Genomic DNA, 18,996 nt, shown 5'->3' with positions numbered 1-18,996 from the left:
CAACATTCCGCATCTACGAAGACTTTTTCAACAGAATCGGCCATCAACAGACGGTCGACGACATCGCCTAGATCGTCGACAATCCGCCCCACGTCAATCATTAAAGGACTCGTCTACCACGTCCGGATCGAGCGGCATGGCCATCCCGGAATAATGCTTGTAGCCAGCCTCGAACGCTGCTTCTGCCAACATGGCCATCGCAAGGAAGTGTTGCATCCGAATGAAGAGCGCAAAAACAAGTTCTTGCGGGTGGAAATTTTACAGACGCGCCTAATGGACAAAGGATTCGACATCACTCAGCTATCGACGTGGTCGACGATCGATGAGTTGCGGATACTAGCGAATACCGTGAAGCATGCCGATGGCGGAGCAGGTGATCAGCTCAAGGCGAGGCGACCTGAGTTCTTCGAGCCGCATCATGCGAAGGCTGAAATCGTGGCGATGCCTTTTCGCTACACGCCAAGCGTTTATCGGCCGATGTCCGGAGAGGACCTGTATCTCACGATGACCGATCTCCTAGCGTACGGCCGCGCGACAATCGATTTCTGGGACGAGTTCGCTGACGCCCTCGAAAGCGCGTAGCAACTAAATTACCAACGGTACATGATTAGCGTCGAGGGGACACTGACAGAAATCATCCGTTAGCGTGTCGAGCCCGGTTCAGTCCACCGCGGACGAGGCGTAAAGCTGTTCGGGTCCCGACCGGCTTGACTGATTTGCTTCTGTCTTTCGGCGAGGGGATCAAGCGGGTCGCATGCCGCTGAACAAGGCCTCGTACGGCTGAGGCCGCGAATGCGCAGCGCATAAGGCAAAGACCGGCCATTGACGGGACATCCGACTCCGCACGGACAATCATTTTCAATCGTTGTCGCCAATTCGGATGTGGCGACGTACTTGGTTGCTCAGCTCTCGGTGTCAAGTCAACTCAGACGAAACGTTAAGAAAAGTTGGCCATGAATCCGGCGCTCGCCGAGCAGTACCTGTGCAGCATTGGCAAATGCCAATTTGTTCGGGGTGGCGACTATCGGTCCAGCCACTGAGTTTCGCGACGACCAGCCAACGCTATGGCCCTGTCCGCCGGCTGATGAGCTTGGCGGGCAAGTTGACATCCGGCATGGAATCGACCACTGCTTGACTTCCTATTCGCGTATAGGGGATATCAGAAGCCATAGGAAAAGCAGGTTGACATCGCCTGCTGACGGCGGCCTATGGAACAAGGGCAACTGACGCTTAGTGAGATTCGACAACAGATCTGTCCGGAAACGCACATTAATGGGGGCAAGTTGTAAGGTTGGCCGAGTACTTTGAACCATGATTCCGCGCTGGCAGTCTGCTCCGGATTTTTCGCACGTGGGGAGGTGCACGCGTGGAATGACCATCAATTGTTTCGATCAGCAATGCAACTGACTTGAAGCGGCGTTCCCCGCCACCGCCGGACGCCGAGCGGGAGTACCTACAGATGACACGCAATGAAAGGAGCGTCGCCCTGCTCTTCTTCACCGGTCTCGTCGGCGCCGGCTCAGTCTTGGCGCAGTCACCCGTCCAGGTGACGAGCTCGCAGCAATACATTCCTCAAAATCAGTTCTGGCAAGTGAACATTGAAAGCGTGACGCCGCGAGTTCTAAATTGCACCATAAGTTGGACAGCTAACCAGTCGTATTTTTTTGAAGCTGGGAATGCGACCAACGGGAACGCTGGCCTTCTGGTACCCGCGTACCCGGGGTTCGGAGGTGCGATGAACAGCCATTGGGAAAGTCCCAAGGGACTTGTAAATTTCAATCACACCCTTCTGTGCCACTAGCACGGAAAAAGCGGTAAGTGATCTCCCCAAAAAAAGCAATCAACATGTGGAGGACCTATGCGTATATCGTCTCGCCTCAGTAGGTTGCCGATGGCCGTGGCCATGATGTCGTCCCCAGCTTTCGCTGCTCAGATAACGGTTCAGCCGCCAGCCACCGCCAGCTCGTCGGCGATTCCGCCGCTCGCGGAGTCGACGATATCCGTCGTCGCCAATGCCAGCCTCTCGCAAATGTGCTCTCAGCTTGGCGCGCGTATTCCCAAAACCCTAGCGGAGAATCCGAGCGGACATGATTGCTTGCAGTATGGAATTTACTTTCGTCACGACCCGGCCGATCAAGTGCGCTGCTCGGGTACGGAGAACAAGATCCATGTCGAGGCAACGCTGTATTACCAAGGGGGCTGGCGGTGTGGCGGCCCCTTTGGAATTGGACAAGTATCGTGCGGCTTTGGCAGTGATCCGCAGAAGCGAGCGATCGTCTCTTTCGACTCTGTCCTGACATGGGATCCCGCCTGGCATCTCGATGGCAAGCCAGTGATCGGCGCTCGTGCCGTGGACGCGTGTAATGCGACCTTTATCAATCACGATTTCAGCGGCTTTATTCAAGGAAAGGCTAACGATGCGATCGGGAAATTCAGCGGACAGTTGCCCGCGTATCTGTCTTCAGCTACCAATTTCGTGCAGCAGGCGACGCAAGCGTGGGTGGATCTGCAAAAGCCGATCAAGCTGAATCAGAATCCTCCGGTCTGGTTGCTCGTCCACCCGCGCAATTTTGCCGCGTCCAACATCTCCATCAACGGGGACGCGATCAGTCTGGGCGCCCAGCTACAGGCCAATCCTGAGGTGGTGGTCTCGGCCACGACTCCGCCTTCGGACAATGCCCCCCTGCCGCCATTGACAACTGCTCCAGCCTCAAACGCTTTTCGCGTCGCATTGAACGGCTGGGTGACGTGGGCCGCCACCAACAAAGTGATGGCCGACTTCATCAGCAAGGAACATCCCTCCTACAAGCGTACATTTTTAGGATTCCCGTTGGCCACTGTAACACTCGAAAAGGTCACGGTTTTCGGAGCGGGCAACGACGTGTATCTTGCGGCCGGGGTCGACGGCTCCGTAAGGGGGACGATCTATCTACACGGCGTGCCGCAATTCAATCCCACGACGCAGGAGATCGAGATCAAGAATGTCGATTACACGGCTAACACAAGCAAAGCGCTCGAGGCGGCGGACTGGTTTCTTCATAGCGCATTGAAGAGCGATCTGCAGTCGCGCGCGCACTACAAGATTGATCACTCGCTCGAAGACGCGCAGACTCAATTGCAAAAAGCGCTTAACCAGTCTGTAGGTGCACACGTTACGCTCAGCGGCAGAGTGGCCCCAATATCCGGAATAGCGGTTTCCGCTCAGACTGATGGGCTTCTGGCCCGAGCAGTACTCAACGGAACTGTGAATGCCGCCATACATTGACTCACCATCTTGGATTGGACGGTGCACATCGCGACGGCGTCATGGGACTGAGCGACCGCAGGTCAGAGATGAAAGAGTCCCGACGTTGAATGGCCGATATCGAGAGATCGGACTGGCCGTTCAGGGTCGACTTATGTCGGGCGCATGAAAGCGTGTCCGAGGCCACCACGTCGGAGGCAACGTGGGACTCTGTGCGGCCACATTCGGCCATTCGCGGTTGATGTCCAGATCGCTGACAATCGATGCAACTGATAAGAACCCGCATCGCAGCGTCAAACGCGAGCGCCGTCCGGAACTTGCGCCGAGGCACGAAGCCACTTCCGCTTAACAAAGCGATCGAGCGGCATCGCATAGCCTCGCGCGATCAGTGTGCTCACGGCAGCTGACAGCACCAGATAAACGCCGAGTAACAGCAGTTTCTCATTACCTTGCGTCGCCAATGGTGGATACAGCGTGCGAAGTCCGCCGAGCACAACGAGATGGAACAGATAAAGCTCGTAGCTGAGTTTGCCGCTCCAGCGTAGCGGCGCCAGCAGGCGAACGTTTCCGGCAGCACCGCTCGCGTGCGCGTTGATCAGCAGCACGGCCGTGCCGAGTGCGATGCCGGTCACGCCGAAGACGTGGCTTTGCGCGATGGGCCACGCAAGATAGAGAACGGCCATTCCGGCGACCGTCAGCCATTGCGTTGTGCGCATCGTGACTGCGCGCCACAGAGGCCGGTCGGCCAGCAGCGCTGTACAGCAGCCGATCGCGATTCCGTCGAAGCACGCGAAGTATGCGTACAGGAAGCCGCCTTCGTCGCTAGAATGCGTCGCCCGATATAACGGGCCAATCGCGACGACGAACGCCCAGAACGCGAGCAGTCGCCCATCGCGGCGCAGCGCGATGCAAAGCAGTGGAAACGACAGGTAGAACACCTCTTCGACCGACAGCGACCACAGCACGCCGAGCGCGTAATTGACCCAGCCATATGAGCCGATCAGCACGTTCATCCAGAAGGTCAACGACGCGAAATTGACGAGCCAGAACGACACCGGCACGCCGAGCGGCGCATGATTGCTGAACATCGGCACGCCTGCCGCCGCAAGCCCGTTTACGAGGACAAGCAACAGGAGCAGGCACGGCATGATGCGCGCGATTCGCGACACATAAAATGTTCGCGCATCGATTGCAGCGAGACAGCCCCATCGGCGCCGTGCGTTTGACGTGATCAGGTAGCCGGAGATGACGAAGAACATCGTGACGCCATAGTTGCCGTTCCTGACCACGGCATGCACGGCGTCCCAGCCGAATGCGCGTGCGACGGCCGTATCGCGCAATACGTACGCTATGTTGAAGTGATGCAGCAAAACGAGCAGGATCGACACGCCGCGCAGCGCGTCGATAAGCGGATTGCGGGGGGGCGGGCTCACGGGCGCCGTCCCAGCGGCGCATCTGCGGACGTGGGTAGCGCCTGCATGAAGGCGTCGCGCCAGCGCATAGTTGCATCAGCAGACCCAGCCGTATCGTGGGTCCGGGTGCGGCCACACAAGGATGCTCGACGCGACTGTCCACATCGTCGACAATTGATTTTCATCTTGCAGACGATATCGCACCCATGTTGAGAATAAAAGTATTTGTCGTGGGCCTATGCATAGTTCTGTTCGCAGGCAGCGCAGCTTCCGAACAGCCACAGAGGCCACCAGGACCGGTAATGATGGTCCATTTCGATTACTACCCCAAGGACCGGGCGCGAATTCGGGTCCTCGAACAGCGACTGGAAAGTGCAATAAAACGTGCGGGTGTTGGCGAACTTGGTGAGACGGAGTTTCATATCGACGGCAATGATGGGTATTTGTATATGTACGGTCCTGATCCCGATCGACTGTATAGGGTGGCGGGACCAATCCTGAGGTCGTCCGAACTGATGGCCGACGCCGAGGTGACGAAGCACTATGGCGCCCGCGCCGAAACGTTCGTGATACACCGGGATAGCGTCCGGTGACGCTTCGCCTTCATAGTGGGGCGTTGCACCGGTCGCCGACGGCCCTGGCTCCAATGAGGCGAGAGATAACGCCTCTACCCATGCCAACCAGAAAAGAGACGTGATGAAACATCGAATGCTTCTGGCCGCTGCGATTGCAAGCGTTGCCACTTCAGTCAATGCGCACACGATATGCACAGTCGTTAGCGATCCGGGCAGCGGCAAAATACTGGTGGAACAGGGGCACTGTTCTACACGCACGACTCCAGCATCGACCTTCAAGATCGCCATCAGCCTGATGGGATACGATTCAGGCTTTCTGAAAGACGCCCATACCCCGACACTTCAGTTTCAGGAAGGTTATCCAGATTGGGGCGGCGCAGCATGGAAGCAACCAACCGATCCGACTCGCTGGATCAAATATTCGGTAGTCTGGTTCTCTCAACAGGTAACGAAATCGCTAGGCATGAGCCGCTTTGCAGACTACGCGAAGAAATTCGATTTTGGTAACGCGGACGTTGCAGGCGACGGGCGCCACCCCGACGGATTGACTCATGCATGGATCGACTCATCGCTTCAAATTAGTCCGCTGGAGCAGGTAGCCTTTCTGACCAGATTAGTGAATCGCAAGTTGCCCGCAAGCGAGCATGCCTTCGCGATGACTGAACAGATAACGGAAGTCGCTCGGCTTTCGGACGGGTGGGACGTCCATGGAAAAACCGGCACCGGGTTCCCCGCCAACGCTGACGGGTCAGACGACACGACGCGCGGCTGGGGATGGTTCGTTGGATGGGCGCGGCGTGACGGCAAGACCCTTGTGTTCGCGAGACTGATACAGGACGACGGTACGGGACCGCAGAAAACGCCAGTCGGATTGCGCGCTCGCGACGCGTTTCTGTCCGAATTTCACAACCAGATCGCGCCTCTTGCGGCCTCGAAAAGTTGAATTCGTCCGTGCGTTGAATGTCCGCTTCGTGGAAAGCTGACTATCCCTTGTGAGTCGATTTCGGTCTGCGAGACTAACGAGACGTTCCGCGTTTTCGGTCGAAGAACGTCACAGCAAACGGTTTGTCATCCTCGGCGCAACCTCGCACCAGATTAGCGCTTGCAGTGTAGTTCTCCGCGAGGAGGGATTTCGGAGCCAAACCGCTGATCAGGCCATCCGCCACATCCGTCGCTTTAGCTGGCTAAGAGCTTGCACCCATAGGTTGCGCCGCCCCCCTTAAACCTATGACCAGCGGGGCTTCCAGCCGTGCAGGCGGCTTTCATGTGAGGACGGTTAGCTTCCGCCCCCCTTAAACTCCGAAACGGAATCCCTCAAATGAAGTGGAAACTTTGTAAGCGCGCGATTCCACACACCTAGCTTCCGTTATTGAGAAGGCTCACGATTGCGTCCGCAACCCAGCTTTGCGGATGCAATCCATGACAGAAGATGAGCCGAGCTTTTTGCCCATGCGCGTGACACGGTTTGGCGTCAGCGGCAAGCGAAGCTTTGACCTGGCGGACAAGCGACGTCTGGTCGAAGCCTGTCTGCGGCTAGGCGTCTCACTATCGGACCTCCCCCTGAAGGCCGGCGTGAACGCCAACCAGCTGCACAAGTGGGTTCGGGCACATGATCAAGGCGGCCCCCAATCAAACACGATGTGGTGGTCGCATCGCCAGCGTTTGTTCCAATGCCGTTGGCATTCACCCGGTACGCCTCCTAGCGCGGCATATCCACGGCGACTGGGGCGAACTCCCCGCCGAAGACCTTGGCTGAAAATGAATTCGCGCTGCTCTCCGGCAGGCGGCTGCTTTCGCAGCTATACGATACCGGACGGCAACAAGAACATGTCGAATGAGGCCGACGAGGTTCTGCGGAACGGAGACATCGGGCGCAGCGAAACCATTTTCCAAGCCGCATACGGTCGCTTACGCGAAACGTGGGAGCGCGGAGTGGAGAAGGCAATCCTCAATGAAACGGTGGTCCGCTTTCGGCCTGGTGTCGCGACTCAGCGGCTCCGGGCTGTGGTCCTCACCGACGAAGGCTACGTGACAATTGACGAAGCGATGGCACGTTGTGTTCCTATTTCGCCTTCCACGACACGTCGGCGGACACCAGCACGGCCACGCCAACAGCCGCTGAGTTGCGAGCCAGCATTGAGACAGCGAGAGTGTTTTTCGCAGATCGGAAAAAGCTGAACGAGGAAACCGATCGCCGTCGTCGCGAGCTTCTTGAACGACGAGCGGCTCTCAAGCAAGCCTGATCACGAACTCGGCGCTGCAAAATGCAACGCCGTCTGGCGATGACGGCCGGAGCTTGGCTCCGCCGCCTCGTCATTCGTCGCCGGACAGCAGGGCCATTGCCTCCCGAATCAACGCGATGGCTGTGTCAACGTTCCGCGCTGTCGGATCGGCGCGTTCGGCGAGCGCCAGACAGGTGAAATGGACGGAGGGCGAATGCTTGGCTAGGGCCAACAAGTGCGGTCCGCTGGGGCCGCGAACCGCCGAAAGCCAGTTTTGCACCGTTCGTCCGCTTGCGCCAGTCCACCTCTCCAACGTCTTTATCATCCGCCGCGAATCGCCGAAGTCCTTTTTCAGCGCCATGGCAATGGCGAGCGGATATTCAGCGCCTATTTTCTCTTGTTGTTGATCGCGCAACTTCTTGCTTGTTTTGGGTAACATTTTTCCAACCTCCAAAACTATATTTCCTGGAAGCACGAATAAAACGCGTCGCGCGGGTTTTTGCGCGGCCCGTCAATCGGCGATCCAAGGGAGGCGGGATGAGCCGGTCCAAACTCAAAGACGGTTCGCAATCAAATGACGCGCGGTCGCGAGCCGCCGCATACGTGCGAATGTCGACGGAGCATCAGCAATATTCGACCGAAAATCAGCGGGACGTGATCGCGGCCTTCGCGGAGTCGCGCAACTATGAGATTGTGCGCACGTACGCGGACGAGGGAAAGAGCGGGCTCCGGCTCGAAGGACGCGAGGCGCTGCAATCTTTGCTTCGGGATGTCGAATCCGGAACCGCTGATTTTTCGGTCGTGTTGGTCTACGACGTAAGCCGCTGGGGCCGGTTCCAAGACCCCGACGAAAGCGCCAGCTATGAAGTCAGGTGCAAGCATGCCGGCGTTCGCGTGCTCTACTGCGCGGAGCAGTTCGAAAACGACGGCAGTCCGGTCTCCAGCCTCATCAAAAGCCTCAAGCGAAGCATGGCTGGCGAATACAGCCGCGAGTTGGGGGTGAAGGTCCATGCGGGACAGAGCCGGCTGATTCGCTGTGGCTACCGCCAAGGAGGGCCGGCCGGCTATGGCTTGCGCCGCGTCCTTGTCGACCAAGCGGGAGCCGTCAAAGGCGAGTTGCGCCGCAGACAGCACAAGTCTATCCAGACCGATCGCGTCATCCTCGCGCCTGGACCTCCGGAAGAGGTTACGGCCGTCCAAGGGATCTACCGGCAGTTCGTCGAAGAGGGGCGGACCGAGTCCGAAATCGCGGCGGCGCTCAATGAAGATGGCCTGCGGACCGACCGTGGGTCGCCTTGGACGCGCGGCACGGTGCACCAGATTTTGATCAACGAAAAGTATGTCGGAGACAACGTTTGGAACCGCACGTCGTTCAAGCTCAAACAAGAGCGAGTCAGAAATCCGCCCGCTTCTTGGGTCCGAGCAGAGCGCGTTTTCGCGCCGATCGTCGACAGGCTGATGTTCGAGGCAGCCCGTCAAATGATCCTAGCGCGCTCCTATCGCCTGAGCGACGACCAGATGCTCGACGCGTTGCGAAAGCTGCTTTTGCGCAACGGCTACTTGTCTGGGATTGTGATCGACGAGGCACCGGCCTGCCCGTCAAGCAGCGCATACGCGAGCCGTTTTGGGAGCCTGTTGCGCACGTACGACCTGATCGGCTACGCCCCGGACAGAGACTATCGCTATGTTGAAATCAACCGTAGGCTTCGCGAGCTGCATCCCGAGGTGGTCGGCCAAGCGATGCAAGCGATGTCGGAAGCCGGCGCCCGCGTGGAGCGCGACGAGGGGACGGGGCTTTTGTGGGTGAACGAGGAATTTCGCGTCTCGCTCGCGCTGTCCAGGTGCCGCCCAACAGCCGCGGGGACAAACCGCTGGATCATCCGTTTCGACAACGTGTTGCGGCCGGACATAACCGTCGCTGTTCGGATGGAGTTTGACGCGCTCTCCATTCGTGATTTCTTCTTGCTTCCGGCAATCGACGTTCGGTCAGACTTCGTCAGGCTCGGCGACCACAACGATTACGGATTCGAAGCCTACCGCTTCGAAGACCTTTCGATGCTTGCCCATCTCGCACGCAGGGTTCCTTTGAAGGGAGTCTCGTATGAATGACCGAATTGACAGGCTGGCTGCGGCGCTGACGCGCAGCGAGACGATTTCACTCATACCTGTGACGCAGCTGCGTGTCCTTAACCCGCGAACGCGCAATCCGCACCTGTTCGCGCAGTTGGTGGAGAACATCGCGACCATTGGCTTGAAGCGGCCTATAACGGTTGCCTACGGAGGCCGCGACGAATCTGGCGACTGGCATGAGGTATTGTGCGGACAAGGGCGCCTGGAAGCGTTGAAGGCCTTAGGCGAGCAGATGATTCCATGCTGTGTGGTCGAAGCCGACCAGATCGAGCGCTTCCTCATCACGCTTGCCGAAAACTTGGCGAGGCGGCGGCACACGACCGAGGAGCTTCTGAGCGGCCTTCAAGTCCTCAGAGCCAAGGGATACAGCACGGAGCAGATTTCGCGAAAGACCAATCTGGATCCGAGCTATATCAATGGGATTCTGCATTTGCTCGATAACGGGGAGCAGCGATTGCTCCGCGCGGTCGAAAAGAAAGTGGTGCCGATGTGGCTGGCGATGGACATCGCGCGCTCGCCCAGCGAGGAGGTGCAAGCCGCAATGGTCTCGGCCTACGAACAGGGCACGTTAAAGGGCGAGCAACTCATGCGCGTCCGAAAGGTTATCAGCAAGCGCGATGCGGTCGGCAAAGCGTTCCATTCCAAGAAGCCGCAACCGAAGGACAAGCCGACCCCGCAAAAACTGTTGAAGACCTACCAAACCGAAGTGCGCCGCCGGCAGATGGTCGTGAAGAACGCGAGAATCCAAGAAGAGCGGCTGCTCATCATGACTTCCGCTCTTAGAAAATTCTTGGCAGACGACCACTTTCGGACTTTGATGAGGGCCGAGAACATCTTGGACATTCCTGAGGCGTTGGCGAGCCGAATCCCCCCGGAGCTTATGCCATGACAAACGTGAAGCACGGCTTCGAGCCGGAAATCATCGAAGTGCCGCTCGGCGCGATCAAACCCGGCGCACCGCTTGCGCCGACTGTTTTGTCCACGCCCAAATTCCGCACGATACTCAGTTCCGTGGCGGAGTTGGGAATCATCGAGCCGCTCGCCGTCTATCGGTCGAATCAGCGGGCCGGCGAATACGATCTCCTCGATGGCCGCCTGAGGCTCGAAGCCTTGAAGCAGTTAGGGCGAGAAACGGCGCCATGCATGATTTCAACGGATGACGAGGGGTTCACCTTCAACCGGCAGATAACCCGGACGACGGCGGTGCAGGAGCATCGAATGATCCGCGCGACACTCGCCAAGGGCGCGTCTGAGCAGCGGATCGCGGAGGTCCTGCAAATGGACGTGAGGCGCATTCGCGAACGCGCCCATTTGCTTGACGGCGTGGCGCCGGAAGCGGCCGCTTTGCTGAAAGACCGGCAGGTGGCGCCGGCGGTCTTCTCTACTTTGAGAAAAATGAGGCCCTTCCGGCAGATCGAGGCTGCCGAAATGATGACCGCAGCGAACAGGTTCAGCTCGACTTACGCCGAAATGATTTATGTCACGAGCCGCCCGGACGCGTTGTCGGACAAGGCGAAGCCGATAAAGAAAGTGAACGTTTCACCCGAAGAGCTCGCCCGGATGGAGGCGGAAATGGACCGCTTGCGCCAGGACTGCCAGACCGTGGAGGACACGGTCGGCGACACTATGCTCTCGTTGGTGGTCGCTAAGGGCTTTATGAGCCGGCTTCTGCGCAACGAAAACATCCACGGGCACTTGAAGCGCCACCACAAAGATTCGCTCGCGAGCGTGGCCGCAACCATGGAGGCCATTGCCGCAGACAACCGCATGCCGGACCGTGAATGACAAGACAGTCGGATAACAGCTTGCCTGCAGATTCAAGGCATAGCTCTGATCCGTTTGATTCTATCAGCCGAGGCTTTGACTACCATTTCCTGACCAACCGCGCCTTATGCAAGATGCATATTTGGTCGGCGCGTAGCATTTTGTTAGCAGTCGAACGGGGGAGCTATCGATGAAACGCCATCGATCCTCACTGGCTAGCTAGTCGGCGTTCAAGCCGGCACATGGATGCGATCACCAATGCGAAGGCCCGCTCCACCTCATCTCCGCGCGACGGTGCTGGCACGATCGCCGAGAGCGCTCAATCCAACCGTGACGTACCAAATGTGCGCCCATGCCAGGGGAGCTCATCCAGTTCCTGCCCAGGCTGTGCCAGATATCGGATGATCATCCGAACGGCTTCTCGCCCTCTCATATCGTTACGGTCGATCCGGCCTACACCGACATCCAGTCCGCGAGCGATGAGACGATCCTTCTCGCCGTTGCTGCTCCAGTACGCGCCCAATCCACGGGTGGCGATCCGCTCCCAATACTCCCCGATGCGCTGTGCGATGTGAATGTCTGCTCGATGATTGCCTGAGTAAAAAATGAGCAAATGGATGTGTAAACCAGAAGTTGGACCTTCTTCGATCTTCCAGATATAAGCGTTGATACCTCCCAGCAGTTCGTTGCATTCCATATTTTTGAATAACCTATTGCGATGACGACGTAAATCGTCAATCGTCATATCCTCGCGGTATTCTGGCTTATAGTTGAGAGTCAAGAAGATAATCAGGTATCGGGATCGTCTCTCGTACGCACACTTCTCCAGTTCGATACCTCGATCTTCAAGTCGGTTTGTTTTATGTTTGCCATTCATGCTGAATCTCCGGTTGTAGTTCAGCTTATAGGCTATGGTGATATGAATTTATCGTTTGTGCGTAGTCGTTGTGCCTACGTCATCTTCATTTCTATTTTGATGGCAATGTCGAGTGATTGCTCTCCTCGTCAATCAGAGACTGAGTGTCGCTTGACTTACTTCTTATTCTCTTCTTATATTTATTCCATAAGAAGCAACGACGACGACTATGATTAAGTAGACTTTCCTCCGAAAGCCCCTGCTACGAATGAGCAGCCTTTGGCTAATGTTTGTGTATTTTTCGTATGGGTATTTATTCTGCTGCTGCGGCATAAATTGAGTCGGAAAGGGATCCTCCTTTCCGATCGTAGCTTGCCCTACCGCCAAGTTACCGGCATCGCCCGCTTCAATGCGCACCTTGATCCAATCCTGAATTTCCTGCTCGACCTAGGCCACGCGGTAGCCGCCCAATGGAACGGGCTTTGGGAAAGCGCCTCCGGCAATGTACTTTCAGATGGTGAATCGGCGCTGGCCCGCAGCGCGCCTGTTGCGGGCCAAGCTGGCATCGCTACTGCCGAGTCGATCCAGACCATTCGGGGCACCGATGATTTTTACTGGACGGTCGCGTTCCTCGTACACTACGATGCATCTTCAGCTGGCGGCACCCAAAGGTGCATCCGTGCCAACTTCCCGCCTGGACGCCACCAAACCACGAACCGCATGAATGGAGCACTAAATTTTGTCCATGTATTTCCAGTGTATTTTCTGGATAGGATCTGATCTATTCTTGATCAATTTCCGATACATTCAGCAGTGTATTGCTGCCCGAAATGCGCAAGTGCATTTAATTTATTTATTCAATTGACATTTAATGACAATAACAATCTTCAATGACTCGAGGCGCGCAACACTCCGCCGCGAACTTCCCGACTGGACGCTCGACGACAGAACGGTGACGTGGCTATGGATGGTCCTAAGGGATATCGACCGTGAGCAGCGGTTAGGATTGACGGGACTTGATAACGACAAATTCGGTATGCAGGCCATGTATCAAGACATGGCCGCTATCGTACGTCGATGTGGGCTCGCGAATCCTCTGCACGACCAGAGAACAACCCAACTGTTGAATGCAGAGGACCTCCAGTGGATCGAGAAACGCGGGAGACAGATTAATTGGCTAATACATGAGATCGAAAAAAAATACGAAACGCCTCGCTCCGAGTGTCCACCGGGACTGAACCAGAGAGAAGCGGCTGTCGCACTCATTGACTCATGGAATATTCCGATCACGGACAAGCAACGGCGACTGGCGCGGTTGAAATCGGACTGGAATCACCACCTTGAACTAGACAGGCATTACGCCTGGTTCAAGAATGGGAAAGAAAAGCAAAAATGCGAGGCGGCATGGGACTGGTATCAAAAAGAGCATGCTCGCTCTCTGCACGCAAGTGCGAGGTTTTCCAAACTTCACGATATTTTATTTTTCCTCGATACCCAAGATTTCAGCCTTGAAGAAAGGCAATTTCATATCGAGAAAATCAAGCAGGAATTAAAGCGGCAACAGGCAAGAGCCAACCTCAAGGATAAGAAGCAAAGTAATTTTGCGTTATCTGAAGAGGTTCGCGACCAACTGGAGGGCTTGGTTGCGCAGTATGGCCTGACAAGACGGCAGATAATCGAGCGATTAATCCGGAATGCTGCAATCAATGGCTTGGATGGAGAGCGAGCGCCGGACGCGCCAACCTGAGCTAAATTGCTCAATTACCAGGGACGTCCTATTCCTCGCCGACAATATCGCCATTGCGCAACTGCCTCACCGCATCAACAGGCCAAAGCACCCGGCGGTTCGCCAGTTTGACCGGCCGGACGCCGTGGTAGCTTCCCTCGCTGGAATATCGCTTGCGAATGGATTGAGGATCAACAGCCATCACCGCTGCAAACTCTTCCGTAGAGAGGGAGTCCCGATTCTCGGGAATCGGCATCGGCACGCGAGCCGCCGACTTCCGGGGGCTGGCCGAAACTTCAGGTAGCAGTGCAGGCAATGCGACCGGCGTTGCCCCACCTAGCACCGCCCGCATCGAATCAATTATCGCCATGGACTGCGCGGCGCATTCGACAACTTGCGATGGGATGAAGTCGACCTGTCCAGAAGCCGGCTTGCCGACGATGACATCGATGAACAACGGCAACCACTCCGTCTCGATCTCTTCGCGCTCAAACCAATCGATGAACTGGTGCGGCGTCATCTTCGTCGGAGTAGTCCCTCCGATTCCCTCCTGCTCGCTGGCCCACTCGTGCCATTCGCGCATGATTCGGCGTGCGCAGTGGAAACGAGCATGACCGGCATTGATGAGTGGTGCGCCATCTAGCCCTACTCCGCTTTCCGGCATCTCCTCGCAACCAATCGGCGCGAGAATACCCGACATGATCAGCGCCCCTTCGACCGGCGTCCACGTCGAGCGAGCAAGACACTCTTTCAACACGGCATAAAGCTGCATTGCGGCAGCAATGCGTCCTTGTGGTGAATGGTGTTCCGCCATAGCCCGGTCGTTCCGTTCGAATAGTCAATGGCAACCATTCTAGCCGACACCTAATTGGCAGCAGATGCGTCAGGCCGGGGGGCGTCGGCCATCCACACCCAAGATCAGGCCGCGTCGACGTTAAACGGAATTCCAGCTTGTTCCAACATCCATGATTCGATCTTGTCATGCCACATTCGCAGCAAGTCGAGCGGACGACGTCGATAATGCTTCTCGGCAATTGCGGACGGTTTGTGTCCCTGTATCTGCGCCACAACGCCAACCGGCACCTCGACCCATTCCGATAACGTCCCAAACGAACGGCGCAGGCCATGCAACGTGAGGTGCGGAAGGCCGGCAGCTGCCAACGCCTTGTTGTGTCCGATGCGCGGCTCGGCAATCTTGCCGTCTTCCGACGTCTTACTGGGAAAGACCCATTCCGATGGCATCCACTCCTCGCCCCGCTCCTTGAGGCGTGCAAGTTGCCGCCGGTCCGGCGGGGTCTCGTTCAGCCGTTTCAGGTTCATCAGCAGAGTCGCGAGGTACGGAGTCAGCGGAATGGTCCGCCCCCCGGTTCCCTCCACCTTATCGTCCAGCACGAGGCTCCGCCAGCGGAAATCGACGTCTTCCCAGCGCAGCCCCGCCCACTCTTCCCGGCGCGCCCCAGTGATCAGCAATCCTTGCAGGTAAGCGCTATGAACTGGATTGGCAATCTGGCGAACTTCGCGATACCACACCGGCAGTTGCTCCCGCTGCAACGAATCGCCATCCTTCGCCTTGACGCGAGGGATAACGTCGCGAACATCCCGGGCCTTGTAGGCATCGGCTGGAACGATACCCTTGAAAGCTGGCGTGTCGTCCACCCAGCGGACAAATCCTCTAAGCAAGCGAAACGACAGCGCAGACATCGTGGGCCGCTCCCGCGATTCGGCCGCGAGCCATCCGGCGATCCGTTCACTGGTCAACTCGGACAGCTTTAGGGGGCGAAGCACCGCCAAAGGACCGGGTTGCGTTACACCCTTGCCGCGCTTCTTTGGCTGGCCTCCTTCGTCCGCATGCTGTTGGTGGTCGCGGTAGTGGCGCTCACCCCAGAACGGCTTACGACTCTCCAGGTATTCCTCCCACACAACACCAAACGTAGCATCTTGCCGCCGGGCCTCGGCACGACGTGCCTCATGGGCGGCCTGTTGCTCCGCCCGGACCTCGCGCGGATCTTTGCCGTCGTCGATTAGCGTTTTCAGACGGGCAGCCTCGGTACGTGCCCGCCCAAGATCCCATGCCCGGACATCCCCAATCGTCATCCGGATCGTCTTACCGAACAGGCGGGACTCGAAGATGTACGCTCTCGCCCCCGCAGCCGTAACGCGCAGCCCGAATCCCGGCGTCTTTGCATCCCAGTAGATCGTTTGCAGCTTGCCCGGCTCACACTGGAAGCCATCGACCCGAGCCGCCGTGAAATTCTGTTTACTCACCCATCCCCCGTGTAGGCACCATGTAGGCAAATGCTAAGGAATTCAGTCCACATTAGTCAACACAAAAGTCCGCAGAAGAGGCTGCAAACCCTTACCCATCAGAGCAGACGGGCATCTAGATGGAAATCAATCCACATGAAAGAATTCGATGTTTCTCGGACTTTTAATCCGTTGGTCACAGGTTCGAATCCCGTACGGCCTACCAAAAGATTCAAGGGCTTGCACGCGTTAGCGTCGCAAGCCCTTTTTCTTTGCCCTTTACGGGCAAAGATATGCCGCTGCGGGAACATACATCGACACCTTTGAGATCGCCCGTAAAGAGCGGAAGTTAGAAGGCCATAAAGTCCCTCAAGAAGATCCGGAAGCCGTCCGGCAACCGTGCGCGCGACACGCACCTGCGGCAAAGAGAATTCGGGATACCATACGCCTCCTTCACCAAGCCGCAACCCCTCGTACAACTTGCGGGACGAGGCAGGGATACGGTCAGCGCTTCAGGCCAAAGTTAGATACCGTACCGCGAAAGCCGCGCCCGCCAGGCCATCAACACGAGGTCCAGATAGGTTCGCTCCTTTACGACGACGTTCCATTGACCCGCCGGCAACGCAAAATCGATAAATTGATCATTAGCAACCGGCTTGACAATCGCTCCCTCCGAACCAGTGGCAACGCTGTAGAGAAATGGCGTTGAAAACTGGTTGACGCGGAGATGGCCTGCGGTCGGGCAGACAACGGATACCCGCAGCTCGTTGAAGTACGTGGGCCGTGGCGTGTTCTCGTATGTGCATCCAGCAGTTTCCACGAGCGATCGGGGCGCGGGCAGTACGGTGTTCGGCGAAACCTTCCAGACTACGATACGCGCAAGTTGCGACTGGAAAGCGGCGGGAAAATATTCGCCGCCAGCGTCAGGGCTAACGCGAACCTCCGCAGCGGTGCCGGTCAAGGGTAGTTCCTGGCGGAGCGTCGCAAGCGCTACCGTTGGAAAGGTATTCAGATAAAGATGGGTTGCGGCAACTGCATGCAACAGGGCAATCACCAGCAGTCCCAACTGGACGCGCCGCTTTGCCGCAAATGGCAATCGTTCGATCAGGCCCGCAACCGCGACGAAGCAGATTGGCATCGCGATCGTCAGCAGTCGGTACGGAAACTGCACGAAGTCGAGCAGATGCGAGGCCCGCCAGAAAGGTATGCCAATCCGGGTTACCAGCAGAGTCAGCACGAGTGCGACCATACCGAACGCGATGACTATGCGCGGCGATTTCGGCCGGCATATTTGGATCACCATTCCGGCCAGTAGCGCAAACAGCGGCCATCCTGTGAACGAGCCTGGGAAAGGTGAGAATACCGACTGGAATGACATCACATTCCGGTCGGGCGCACCAAAAATTTTCGCCTGATCAGGGCAGAATTCCACCGACCAGAAAACGAACGGCACGTAGACGAGTACGACAAACGCCAGAAGCGCTGCACCGGCTCCGACAACGAACGGCCAACGCCCTTTTCCTGACACCGCCACCTGATGAAAGGCAAATAGAAGAAGCAAGCCGATTACGCCGACGAATATCAGCACGTGAGCCAATATGAGCAGTGACAGCAGGACGAACAGCACCGCACCCTGCCACTTTCGGAAGCGACCCAGTTGAAGGTCAATCACGATCGCGAGAATCAGCGGGATGATCGACATCGCCGCATATTGGGCTACATCACATCCTTCAATGAGATTGCGTAGCGCAAACGGTGCGTAAAGGCTGGCTGTAGCAATCACGAGCCGGGATGTCGTATCCGCACCAAGTCTGCCCGCGCACGCCTGGACGCCATAAAACATGACGGTCGAAAAGAGCAGTACCGCAAGCCGGAATCCAGTCACAGCATCGCCGGTAGCGATCGTGAAGAATGCGCCGACCAGACTAAAGAGCTTGTGATAGAAAAACGTGACAGGGGAACCGAAGCCGTTGGCGTTCGCCGGTGTCCAGACCGGGAAGAGATCGCCAGCCCTGAGGGCGACGGTAGCGTCGTGAAGCCGCGCAAAACTGCTGTAGGTGTCCCATCCCCATACGATCGGCCCGAACAATACCGTAACCACATAAACCGACAGCAGAACCCCGATAGTCGTCGCCAGAAACCTCGCGCCCGGAACATACCGGGCCCGGTGGAACTCGTCCTGGGATAACGCTTCTTGAACACTCGGGTCCGAACAGGGCGCTTGGGTCATGTACACCTCAGCGAGGTTGACCTGGGGTTTCGGCAGCATCCTTTACATGCGGCGACGGACGTCGGGGTCGCCACCCTACCGTGGTAGCCCAGCCGATATTAAAACCACGATTTGAACCGTTGCGTGCGCCAGCCGACACAAAATCGCGCATTCAGATGACCGGGGGGATGTGGCTCCAGTTGGTGCGCCCAGTCGCGTCGCGAAGCGACCCAACGGGAACGCGTGACGGACAGCCGTGTCTGCGACGGAAACATCGACTGAGCCGCTTCTGTCAGGCCACCAGCAATGATTTGATTTCTACAAACAGGGCCTTCGAACCGGCGCGACCTTCCGTAATCGACAGGTGCGCCCCTGACCTTGTCCCAGTGTGGGTGTCCGCACTTACAGCGGCAAACGTCGACCATAGGCTAGCCTCAACATTCCGCGCCGCAACGGAGTAGTCACGCGGGCTTTGGCATCAATGTACCGAAGGCTCCAGCCGGCGAACGCGGCCCAGATGCATATGGCAGATTCGGCGTGAATGAATCTGTTATTTCCGCGCGCGCTCCACCGCCGCTGGACGCTGCCGGTTCGAATTAACAATTCGAGAAATC

At 57.3% G+C, this 18,996-nt stretch carries 15 protein-coding genes; 9 read left to right on the top strand and 6 right to left on the bottom strand.

Annotation, left to right across the window (positions count from 1 at the left end; genetic code table 11):
- Positions 1 to 153: 153 nt before the first annotated feature.
- Both LPA36_RS01230 and LPA36_RS01225 read left to right on the top strand, forming a co-directional pair.
- A complete protein-coding gene (locus LPA36_RS01230; RefSeq protein WP_228874326.1) occupies positions 154 to 582 on the top strand; it encodes a hypothetical protein in 429 nt (142 codons plus the stop codon).
- 1,309 nt (positions 583 to 1,891) lie between these two features.
- Positions 1,892 to 3,265 carry a DUF4403 family protein gene (locus LPA36_RS01225; RefSeq protein ID WP_228874325.1) on the top strand — a complete coding sequence of 458 codons (1,374 nt, stop codon included), beginning with the start codon at positions 1,892 to 1,894 and terminating at the stop codon, positions 3,263 to 3,265.
- A gap of 272 nt (positions 3,266 to 3,537) precedes the next feature.
- On the opposite strand, the gene LPA36_RS01220 is transcribed toward LPA36_RS01225, so the two are convergent.
- Positions 3,538 to 4,677 (bottom strand): acyltransferase family protein, encoded by a 1,140-nt coding sequence (locus tag LPA36_RS01220; protein ID WP_228874324.1) that lies wholly within the window; start codon positions 4,675 to 4,677, stop codon positions 3,538 to 3,540.
- A 281-nt stretch (positions 4,678 to 4,958) separates the two neighbouring features.
- Here LPA36_RS01220 and LPA36_RS01215 point away from each other — a divergent pair, with 281 nt between their 5' ends.
- Positions 4,959 to 5,249, top strand: coding sequence for a hypothetical protein (locus LPA36_RS01215; protein WP_228874323.1), 291 nt, complete (start codon positions 4,959 to 4,961; stop codon positions 5,247 to 5,249).
- Between the two features lie 103 nt (positions 5,250 to 5,352).
- Entirely contained in the window at positions 5,353 to 6,174 is an 822-nt protein-coding gene (gene blaOXA, locus LPA36_RS01210) for a class D beta-lactamase (protein WP_228874322.1), read from the top strand.
- 1,370 nt (positions 6,175 to 7,544) lie between these two features.
- Here the strand turns inward: blaOXA and LPA36_RS01205 are convergent.
- Positions 7,545 to 7,892 (bottom strand): hypothetical protein, encoded by a 348-nt coding sequence (locus LPA36_RS01205; RefSeq protein WP_228874321.1) that lies wholly within the window; start codon positions 7,890 to 7,892, stop codon positions 7,545 to 7,547.
- A 98-nt stretch (positions 7,893 to 7,990) separates the two neighbouring features.
- Between LPA36_RS01205 and LPA36_RS01200 the strand changes: the two genes are divergently transcribed.
- Genes LPA36_RS01200 through LPA36_RS01190 form a run of 3 tightly spaced genes read left to right on the top strand, consistent with a single transcriptional unit; the run spans position 7,991 to position 11,368 of the window.
- Positions 7,991 to 9,562: a recombinase family protein gene (locus tag LPA36_RS01200; protein ID WP_228874320.1), complete on the top strand. Its 1,572-nt coding sequence runs from the start codon at positions 7,991 to 7,993 to the stop codon at positions 9,560 to 9,562.
- Entirely contained in the window at positions 9,555 to 10,472 is a 918-nt protein-coding gene (locus LPA36_RS01195) for a plasmid partitioning protein RepB C-terminal domain-containing protein (protein WP_228874319.1), read from the top strand. The genes LPA36_RS01200 and LPA36_RS01195 overlap by 8 nt, the downstream gene beginning before the upstream one ends.
- On the top strand, positions 10,469 to 11,368 hold the full coding sequence (locus LPA36_RS01190) for a plasmid partitioning protein RepB C-terminal domain-containing protein (RefSeq protein WP_228874318.1): 900 nt from the start codon (positions 10,469 to 10,471) through the stop codon (positions 11,366 to 11,368). The genes LPA36_RS01195 and LPA36_RS01190 overlap by 4 nt, the downstream gene beginning before the upstream one ends.
- A gap of 298 nt (positions 11,369 to 11,666) precedes the next feature.
- Here LPA36_RS01190 and LPA36_RS01185 read toward each other — a convergent pair whose 3' ends face one another.
- A complete protein-coding gene (locus LPA36_RS01185; RefSeq protein ID WP_228874317.1) occupies positions 11,667 to 12,224 on the bottom strand; it encodes a rolling circle replication-associated protein in 558 nt (185 codons plus the stop codon).
- A 258-nt stretch (positions 12,225 to 12,482) separates the two neighbouring features.
- Here LPA36_RS01185 and LPA36_RS01180 point away from each other — a divergent pair, with 258 nt between their 5' ends.
- Positions 12,483 to 12,983: a hypothetical protein gene (locus tag LPA36_RS01180; RefSeq protein ID WP_228874316.1), complete on the top strand. Its 501-nt coding sequence runs from the start codon at positions 12,483 to 12,485 to the stop codon at positions 12,981 to 12,983.
- Positions 12,984 to 13,074: 91 nt separating this feature from the next.
- Positions 13,075 to 13,950, top strand: a complete 876-nt coding sequence (locus LPA36_RS01175; RefSeq protein WP_228874315.1) for a hypothetical protein — start codon at positions 13,075 to 13,077, stop codon at positions 13,948 to 13,950.
- Between the two features lie 28 nt (positions 13,951 to 13,978).
- Here LPA36_RS01175 and LPA36_RS01170 read toward each other — a convergent pair whose 3' ends face one another.
- The 3 genes from LPA36_RS01170 to LPA36_RS01160 all read right to left on the bottom strand — a co-directional run bounded on the left by LPA36_RS01170 (position 13,979) and on the right by LPA36_RS01160 (position 18,403).
- Positions 13,979 to 14,743, bottom strand: a complete 765-nt coding sequence (locus LPA36_RS01170; protein WP_228874314.1) for a hypothetical protein — start codon at positions 14,741 to 14,743, stop codon at positions 13,979 to 13,981.
- A 104-nt stretch (positions 14,744 to 14,847) separates the two neighbouring features.
- Positions 14,848 to 16,194 (bottom strand): tyrosine-type recombinase/integrase, encoded by a 1,347-nt coding sequence (locus LPA36_RS01165; RefSeq protein ID WP_228874313.1) that lies wholly within the window; start codon positions 16,192 to 16,194, stop codon positions 14,848 to 14,850.
- 502 nt (positions 16,195 to 16,696) lie between these two features.
- Entirely contained in the window at positions 16,697 to 18,403 is a 1,707-nt protein-coding gene (locus LPA36_RS01160; protein ID WP_228874312.1) for a 6-pyruvoyl-tetrahydropterin synthase-related protein, read from the bottom strand.
- Positions 18,404 to 18,996: the final 593 nt, after the last annotated feature.

The organism is Paraburkholderia saeva (genome assembly GCF_907164555.1).
Taxonomy (GTDB): Bacteria; Pseudomonadota; Gammaproteobacteria; order Burkholderiales; family Burkholderiaceae; genus Paraburkholderia; species Paraburkholderia saeva.
Note: the sequence above shows the minus strand (reverse complement) of the source record. Positions and strands in the feature narration are given on the sequence as shown.

Excerpts from the sequence above, each read along its gene's own strand:
- LPA36_RS01170 (WP_228874314.1), bottom strand. The coding sequence starts at position 14,743 with ATGGCGGAACACCATTCACCACAAGGACGCATTGCTGCCGCAATGCAG.
- LPA36_RS01195 (WP_228874319.1), top strand. The coding sequence starts at position 9,555 with ATGAATGACCGAATTGACAGGCTGGCTGCGGCGCTGACGCGCAGCGAG.
- LPA36_RS01230 (WP_228874326.1), top strand. The coding sequence starts at position 154 with ATGCTTGTAGCCAGCCTCGAACGCTGCTTCTGCCAACATGGCCATCGC.
- LPA36_RS01185 (WP_228874317.1), bottom strand. The coding sequence starts at position 12,224 with ATGAATGGCAAACATAAAACAAACCGACTTGAAGATCGAGGTATCGAA.
- LPA36_RS01215 (WP_228874323.1), top strand. The coding sequence starts at position 4,959 with ATGATGGTCCATTTCGATTACTACCCCAAGGACCGGGCGCGAATTCGG.
- LPA36_RS01190 (WP_228874318.1), top strand. The coding sequence starts at position 10,469 with ATGACAAACGTGAAGCACGGCTTCGAGCCGGAAATCATCGAAGTGCCG.
- LPA36_RS01200 (WP_228874320.1), top strand. The coding sequence starts at position 7,991 with ATGAGCCGGTCCAAACTCAAAGACGGTTCGCAATCAAATGACGCGCGG.
- LPA36_RS01175 (WP_228874315.1), top strand. The coding sequence starts at position 13,075 with ATGACAATAACAATCTTCAATGACTCGAGGCGCGCAACACTCCGCCGC.
- LPA36_RS01225 (WP_228874325.1), top strand. The coding sequence starts at position 1,892 with ATGGCCGTGGCCATGATGTCGTCCCCAGCTTTCGCTGCTCAGATAACG.
- LPA36_RS01160 (WP_228874312.1), bottom strand. The coding sequence starts at position 18,403 with ATGACCCAAGCGCCCTGTTCGGACCCGAGTGTTCAAGAAGCGTTATCC.
- LPA36_RS01205 (WP_228874321.1), bottom strand. The coding sequence starts at position 7,892 with ATGTTACCCAAAACAAGCAAGAAGTTGCGCGATCAACAACAAGAGAAA.
- blaOXA (WP_228874322.1), top strand. The coding sequence starts at position 5,353 with ATGAAACATCGAATGCTTCTGGCCGCTGCGATTGCAAGCGTTGCCACT.